Source organism: Xylophilus sp. PBN-3R (assembly GCF_057747805.1).
Genome location: NZ_CM173225.1, coordinates 644,927 through 652,500, shown reverse-complemented (window position 1 = coordinate 652,500; position 7,574 = coordinate 644,927). Strand labels below are relative to the sequence as shown.

Annotated in this window: 7 protein-coding genes (1 of these 7 cut by a window edge); 2 read left to right on the top strand and 5 right to left on the bottom strand. The window is 64.8% G+C overall.

The genetic code is table 11. The annotated features are described in order from the left end of the window. A protein-coding gene (locus tag AC3ANW_RS03090) for an ATP-binding cassette domain-containing protein (protein ID WP_488343747.1) crosses the window boundary here: on the top strand, positions 1–399 show its 3' end. It extends 1,494 nt beyond the left edge of the window; only the last 399 of its 1,893 coding nucleotides appear in the window; its start codon lies beyond the left edge, outside the window; its stop codon occupies positions 397–399. Between the two features lie 94 nt (positions 400–493). Then, the gene (locus AC3ANW_RS03085) at positions 494–2,131 is read left to right on the top strand and encodes a phospholipase D-like domain-containing protein (protein WP_488343746.1); all 1,638 of its coding nucleotides are present in this window, start codon (positions 494–496) and stop codon (positions 2,129–2,131) included. An 18-nt stretch (positions 2,132–2,149) separates the two neighbouring features. Here AC3ANW_RS03085 and AC3ANW_RS03080 read toward each other — a convergent pair whose 3' ends face one another. From AC3ANW_RS03080 to AC3ANW_RS03060, 5 genes are read right to left on the bottom strand one after another with little or no spacing between them, the layout of a single operon-like run. Next, positions 2,150–3,259, bottom strand: a complete 1,110-nt coding sequence (locus tag AC3ANW_RS03080) for a protein-glutamate methylesterase/protein-glutamine glutaminase (RefSeq protein ID WP_488343745.1) — start codon at positions 3,257–3,259, stop codon at positions 2,150–2,152. 51 nt (positions 3,260–3,310) lie between these two features. After that, the gene (gene cheD, locus AC3ANW_RS03075) at positions 3,311–3,979 is read right to left on the bottom strand and encodes a chemoreceptor glutamine deamidase CheD (protein ID WP_488343744.1); all 669 of its coding nucleotides are present in this window, start codon (positions 3,977–3,979) and stop codon (positions 3,311–3,313) included. Beyond that, complete coding sequence (locus AC3ANW_RS03070; protein ID WP_488343743.1) at positions 3,966–4,826, bottom strand: CheR family methyltransferase; 861 nt, start codon at positions 4,824–4,826, stop codon at positions 3,966–3,968. Before AC3ANW_RS03070 ends, cheD begins: the two co-directional genes overlap by 14 nt. Before the next feature lie 25 nt (positions 4,827–4,851). Next, a complete protein-coding gene (locus tag AC3ANW_RS03065; RefSeq protein ID WP_488343742.1) occupies positions 4,852–5,340 on the bottom strand; it encodes a chemotaxis protein CheW in 489 nt (162 codons plus the stop codon). A gap of 36 nt (positions 5,341–5,376) precedes the next feature. Further along, positions 5,377–7,572, bottom strand: a complete 2,196-nt coding sequence (locus AC3ANW_RS03060; protein ID WP_488343741.1) for a chemotaxis protein CheW — start codon at positions 7,570–7,572, stop codon at positions 5,377–5,379. Positions 7,573–7,574 lie beyond the last annotated feature (2 nt).

Here is a 7,574-nt window from a genome sequence, read left to right as displayed (position 1 = left end):
GTATCCGAGGGCGAAGGTTTCTGGCGCGAATACGAGGGCGGCGTGCAGGACTGGCTGATCCAGTCCAAGCGTGCGCGCGAGATCGCTCTGCGAAACGCATCGGGCAGCGCCAGTGCTGCGCCGACGCCGCCCAAGGCTGCGCCCGCTCCCGCCCCCGTGGCGGCGGCGCCGGCCGAGTCCAAACGCAAGCTCAGCTACAAGGAACAGCGCGAGCTGACCGAACTGCCGGATCGTGTGGCCGCGCTGGAAGCCGAACAGAAAGCCATCGCCGAAGAACTGGATGACGGCTCCCTGTATGGCCGCGACGTCGCGCGGGCCACCAAGCTGGCCGAACGCACCGTCGAGATCGACAACCTATTACTGGAAGCGCTGGATCGCTGGAGTACCTTGTCGGCCTGATGAGCCGGTCCGCTGGCGCATCGTCCGACAGACTTGCGCCGGCGGAATCCGTAGATTGACGAGGCCGCTTCTGGCTCGCCTCCCTCATCACCCAATGCCTGCTGACATCGCCCTGCCCCACCAATTGCGCCGGGTCGGTGTTTTTCTCTGTCGGGGCATCGCCCTGGTCGCCTTGGCTGCCCTGCTCCCCGGTTGTGCCGGCTTGCCAGCAAACCCGGGCCGTACGCCCTCAAGGGCGTTGACCGACACCAGCGGCACCACTCTTGGCAAACGAATCGCCGCCGGTGCGCCGGCGGACACCGCAAACCGGCATCGCGCCGGCTTTCGTCTGCTCGGAGATGTAGAAAGCGCGTACGGTGCGCGCCTGGCGCTCATCGACGCCGCACAGAAGACGCTGGACCTCCAGTACTACAGCATCCACTACGACAGCTCGACGGAAGAACTTCTTCAAAGGCTCAAGAGCGCCGCACAGCGCGGAGTGCGGGTCCGAATGCTGATCGACGATTTCAATGCGGCCGGCGCCAACGCCGAAGTCCTGAGACTGGACGAAGTCCCCGGCATCGAGGTGCGGCTTTTCAACCCGGTGAACGGGCCGCGCGGGTGGCAACCCGGCCGACTGGTCACCGCGCTGTTCGACTTCCAGCGCATCCAGCAGCGCATGCACAACAAGGCCTTCATCGCCGACAACGTGCTGGCCGTCACCGGTGGCCGCAACCTGGGCGACGAGTATTTCGGCCAGAGCAGCAAGAGCAACTTCCTGGACCTGGATGTGCTGGTGGCCGGGGATATCGTGCGGCAGCTGTCCGGCACCTTCGACGCCTACTGGAACAACGAACTTGCCTACCCCGCAGCCACGCTTTTGACGGCAAACGACCGCGAGCGGATCGACAGCCAGCGCCTGCGCAAGCCGGCCAGCGGCGATGAAGCGGCAGCCGGCACACCGCATGAAGGCTCGTCCATTCCACGGGTCGAAGCGCAATCGGTGCCCGGAGCGGCCAGCATCGCGAGTGAAATCGAAAAAGGCACGCTGCAACTGGTGTGGGCGCCCGCCACCTACATCGCGGACAAGCCCACCAAGATCAGCAACGAAGAAGGCGAGGACGACGGAGAGACCGTGGTCGACGGCCTGTTGCGCCTGATCGAGCGCGCCCGGTCGGACCTGTTGATCGTCTCGCCTTATTTCGTGCCTGGCGCGGACATGATGAAAACCTTCGAAGGCCTGCGCCAACGTGGCGTTCGCGTGCGGGTGCTGACCAACTCCCTGGCCTCGAACGATGCGCCGCTGGCCCACGTCGGTTATGCGCGCTACCGCAAACAGCTTCTGGCGATAGGCGTCGAACTGTACGAACTCAAGGCCAGCGGCGAGACTGATCGACGCATCGTCGGATCCGGCCCGCCGTCGCGCTCCAGCCTGCATGCCAAGACCCTGGTGATGGACCAACGCCTGCTGGTCGTCGGCACGATGAACCTCGACATGCGCTCCGCGCTGCAGAACACCGAGGCCGGCATCGTCATCCGCAGCGTTGCCTTGTCGGGCGAGCTTTCACCGCAGATCGAACAGGCGATCAAGTCCAGCTACCGCGTCGAATTGCGTGACGGCAAGCTGGTTTGGTTGCCACCTGCCGGAGACAGCCGCGCCGGTCAGGTGCTCGATTCGGAGCCTGATGCCGGCGTGGGCCTGAAGTTGCTCGTCGACATGGCCGGGCCGTTTGCGCCGGAAGAGATGCTCTGATCCGGTACGCCGGCCGCATCAGATCCGGTGCCGCACCTCGCCGCTGCCGGACTTGAGTTTCAGCATCAGCGCCGCCGCGATCTGGTCCAGCGGCAGGACTTCGTGCGCGGCGCCGTGGGCGATCGCCTCGCGAGGCATGCCGAACACGATGCAGCTGGCTTCGTCCTGCACGAAGTTGTAGCTTCCGGCGTCCTTCATCTCGCGCATCGCCTTCGCGCCGTCGCCGCCCATGCCGGTCAGCATGATGGCGTAGGCATTGCGGCCGACCACCTGCGCAGCCGAATGGAACAGAACCTCCACCGACGGGCGATGGCGGTTCACCGGCTCGGCGTCTTCCACTACCGCGACATAGTTTGCGCCGCTGCGCCCCACGCTGAACTGCTTGCCGCCTGGCGCGATGTAGGCGTGGCCGGGCAATATCCGTTCGCCGTGAACGGCTTCCTTCACCGAGATGCGGCACTGGGAATTGAGCCGCGCGGCAAAACTGGCGGTGAAGCCCGGCGGCATGTGCTGCGTGATCGCGATGCCCGGGCAGTCAGCCGGCAGGTCGATCAGGATGTGGCGGATGGCTTCGGTGCCGCCGGTCGAGGCACCGATGAAGATCAGTTTTTCGGTAGACACCCGGCCCAGCAAAGCGGCACTCGAAGCCGGTGCCGGCGGCGTGACGACGCCCGTCGCATGCGCGCTACCGGCGACCACCGGAGCCGGTGCGGGCGCCCGGCGAACCCTGGCCTTGGCCGCGACGCGAATCTTCTCGACGATCTGCTGCGCCAGGTCGTTCAGTCCGCTCGCCACGCCGATGCGCGGCTTGGCCACGAAATCGATCGCACCGAGTTCCAGAGCACGCATGGTCACCTCGGCACCGCGGTCTGTGAGGGTCGAGATCATCACCACCGGCATCGGCCTCAGCCGCATCAGGCGACCCAGGAAGTCGATGCCGTCCATGCGCGGCATCTCGACGTCCAGCGTGATCACGTCCGGGTTGAGTTCGCGGATCATCTCGCGTGCCACGAGCGGATCGTGGGCGGTGCCGATGCATTCCATGTCGGGCTGGCGGTTGATGATCTCGGCCAGCAGGCTTCGCACCAGGGCCGAGTCGTCCACGACGATGACGCTGATCTTCTTCATGGTGTCAATAATTGGAGTGGTCAGCCCCTGCAGACGGGCCGCCCACGGTGTTCAGAACAGGTCGACCGAGCCGCCGGAATTCGTCTGCGCCACGCTGGCCGCATTGCCGCGCCGCTCCTGGCTGAGCAACGATTCGGGGTGGGCATGGGCCAGGCGCTTCACCATGGCCTTGCCCGTCGTCGGGAAAAAAACGACCTTGCGCGGATGGATGTCCAGCACGTCTTCCGACAGCAGCGGAATACGCTCGGTCCGCAGGTATTCCTTGACGAAACTGGTATTGCGCTCGCCCACGTTCATGGTGGTGAAACCCGCCATGACCTGGGCGCCGCCGAAAATCTTGGCCTGGAGGCTTTCGCGCCGGGCGCCGGCCTTCATCATCTCGTTGATGAGCAGTTCCATGGCGTACGAACCGTATCGGCCCGACACATCGGCTGCGTCGCTTTCCGGCAGCATGAAGTGGTTCATGCCGCCGATGCCGGCACGACTGTCCCACAGGCACGCTGCGATGCACGATCCCAGCACGGTCATGATGACCAGCTGGTCGCTGGAGACGAAATACTCGCCCGGCAGCACTTTCACCGCGTTGTACTGGAAGTGATGGTCGAAGTAGAAGAAAGAGGCTTCCCCGTTCTTGCGGCTGGCCGACTTCAGCGCTTCGAGCGAAGAGCCCGGCGTCCGTACGGCGGGCGCACTGCGGGCCAGGGCTTCAGCGGCGTTCATAGACAGTCTTTCCGCGCAGGGTGAACAGGTCTCGCGAGTCGCTGAAGTTCTCGGCATGGCCGACGAACAACATGCTGCCCGGCTTCATCACGCGGTGAATCCGTTCGAGCACTTTACGTTGGGTAGGAGCATCGAAATAGATCATCACGTTTCGGCAGAACACCGCATCGAAAGGCTCCTTGAAAGGCCAGTCGTCACGGATCAGGTTGACGCTCAGAAAGTTGATGGCCGCGCGCAACTCGGGCCTCACCCGGACCATGCCGGTATTTCCGTTCTTGCCCCGCAGGAAAAACTTCTGCAACTGGGCCTGTGTCACGCCCTTGAGCGCGTCGCTGCGGTAGACACCGTTGGCCGCGTGGGTGAGCACCTTCGAGTCGATGTCGCTGGCGGTCAGGCGAAACGCGTTCGGGTTGCTCAGCGTCGCGAACGCCGTCATCACGATGGAATAAGGCTCCTCGCCGGTGGACGCCGCGTTGCACCACACGCTCCACGGACCTGCGGGCCGTCTGGCCAGCAGCTCCGAGAAGATCTCGAAGTGATGCTGCTCGCGGAAGAACGAGGTCAGGTTGGTGGTGAGCGCGTTGACGAACTCCTGCCATTCCGCACCGTCGGTGTGTTCGAGCCAGGTGAGGTATTCGGTGAAACTCGTGTGTCCGGTTTCGCGCAGCCGGCGCGAAAGCCGGCTGTACACCATGGCATGTTTCCCGGCCTGCAGGTCGATGCCCGCACGCTGGTAGATGAGTTCGCGGACGCGGTCGAAGTCCCGGTCTGTCCACACGAACTCGCGGTTCTGTTCCGGCACGGCGCCGCCGGGCGCCGGGGGGGTTCGTTCACGCACAACAGCCATCGGGTACTGACGTGGGCGGACGGTGTCAGGCCTCGGCCGGCACCAGTCCCATGTCGACGCTGGACATCAGCTTTTCGATGTCCAACAGGATCAGCATGCGTTCGCCGATCGAACCCAGGCCCAGGATGCAGCCGTTGTCGATGACGCTTTCGATGTCCGGTGCCGCCTTGATGTGGTCCGGGCTCAGTTCGAGCACGTCGCTGACCGAGTCGACCACGATCCCGACCACGCGGTTGCGCAGGTTCAGGATGATGACCACGGTGAAGCTGTTGTAGTCCGCCTGGTCACAGTTGAACTTCAGCCGCATGTCCACGATCGGCACGATGGTGCCGCGCAGGTTGACCACACCCTTGATGAAGGCCGGCGCATTCGCGATGCGGGTCGGCGGCTCGTAGCCGCGGATCTCCTGCACCTTCAGGATGTCGATCCCGTACTCTTCCTTGTCCAGCCGGAAGGTGAGGTATTCCCTCGCGCCCTTGGCCGAGCCTTCGTCCATTTTTCCCATCACGCCCATATAAGGTTCCTTAAGCGGTCTCTTGCAACCGCGAGTTCAGTGGCGCGCACGCCTCACCAGACCGCCGGTGTCCAGGATGAGGGCAACCTTGCCGTCCCCCAGGATCGTCGCGCCCGAGATGTTGGGCACACGCCGGTAATTGGATTCGAGATTCTTCACCACCACCTGGTGCTGGCCCAGCAGTTCGTCGACCAGCAGCGCCACGCGGCTGCCTTCGGCCTCGACCACCACCATGATGTTGCCTTCACGTTTTCCGTCGTCGCGCGGCACCTGGAAGATCTTCTCCAGCCCCACCACCGGCATGTAGTCGGAACGCACCTTCACCAGCTGCGAACCCTGGGCGATGGTGCTGACCGTGTCCGGTTCGACCTGGAAGGATTCGATGACCGAAGACAGCGGCAGGATGTAGACCTCTTCGGCCACCCGCACCGACATGCCGTCCATGATCGCCAGCGTCAGCGGCAGGCGCACCGACACCTTCATGCCGTAGCCCTCGACCGAATCGATATCCACCGATCCGCCCAGGGAGTTGATGTTCTTCTTGACCACGTCCATGCCGACGCCGCGGCCCGACACGTCGGTCACCTGTTCGGCCGTCGAGAAACCCGGCGCGAAGATGAGGCCCCAGACATCGCTGTCGGACATGCTGTCCGACACCTCGATGCCACGCTCGACCGCCTTCTTCAGGATCTTCTCGCGCGACAGCCCGCGGCCGTCGTCGCGCACCTCGATCACGATCGAGCCGCCCTGGTGGGAAGCCGACAGCGTGATGGTTCCGGTCTCGGCCTTGCCGTTGGCCAGCCGCACATCCGGCGGCTCGATGCCGTGGTCGCAGCTGTTGCGCACCAGGTGGGTCAGGGGATCGGTGATCTTCTCGACCAGGCTCTTGTCCAGTTCGGTGGCCTCGCCCTGTGTGACGAGGTCGACCTTCTTGCCCAGCTTTCCGGCCAGGTCGCGCAGCATCCGCGGGAAACGGCTGAACACGGTCGACATCGGAATCATGCGGATCGACATGACCGATTCCTGCAGGTCCCGCGTGTTGCGGTCCAGATCGGCCAGGCCGCTCATCAGCTGCTGGTATTGCGACGGGTCCAGGCCCTGGCTGTTCTGCGCCAACATGGCCTGGGTGATGACGAGCTCGCCCACCAGGTTGATCAACTGGTCGACCTTGCTCACCGACACCCGGATGCTGCTGCCTTCCAGTTGTGCCTGGTTGGTCTTGGCGGCGGCGGGCGCACGCGCGGGCGTTGCGGACGTGTCGGTCGCGGCGCTGGTGCCTTCGCCCTCTGGCGCACCCGGTGCGCCTTCGAACAGGCCGAACGAGGCCACCGGCGACCCCGGCGCGTCGTGGAAGAAACCGAAGGGCCGTTTGGCTGCCACTTCGGCCTCGATCAGGTCCGGGTCTTCCGGCTCTGCGGGCGGAAGGATCCGCACCTGTTCCTTGGACACATGGAAAACGAAAAGGTCGAGCAGGTCATCGTCGCTCGACGCCGTCGACACGGCAAATGCCCGCATGTCGGGCTGCGGCGAAGGCAGCGGCTCGATGGAGCCCAGGCCTGGAATGTCCCGGAAAAGTTCACGGATCGCGTCCGCCTGCTCGGGCCGCTCCAGGGGCCCGATGTGGATCTCGATGGATCGCAGGCCCGGAGCCGCCGCCGGAGCCGGCGCACTGGTCTCGGCCAGCGCGGCGTCCCAGTCGGACAATTCCGATTCGGCGGGAGCCACGGGCGCCGGAGCCGGAGCTGCAACAGGTGCAGGTGCAGGTGCGGGCGAAGGCGAAGGTGCGACGGCCGCCTGTGCAGCCGGCGGCAGCTTGCCCGCAGCCAAGGCGGCGATGCGGCGTACCAGGTCGGAAGTGTCCGTCGACTCGCCCTCGCCGCCGGCCTGGTGGCGGGCCAGCAGGCTGCGCGAAGCGTCGGCCGATTCGAGCAGCACGTCCACCATCGCGGGAGCGGGCTGCAGTTCATGCCGGCGAAGCTTGTCCAGCAGCGATTCCATGTGGTGGGTCAGTTCGGCCACATCCGAAAAGCCGAAGGTGGCGGCGCCGCCCTTGATCGAGTGGGCGCAACGGAAGATTCCGTTCAGTTCTTCGTCGTCGGCTTGCGCCAGATCGAGGCTGAGCAGCATCTGCTCCATCTGGTCGAGGTTCTCCCCGGCCTCCTCGAAGAAGATCTCGTAGAACTGACTGAGGTCGAAGTCGGCTCCGCCGCCCGAAGTCTGTGCTTCAGCCATGG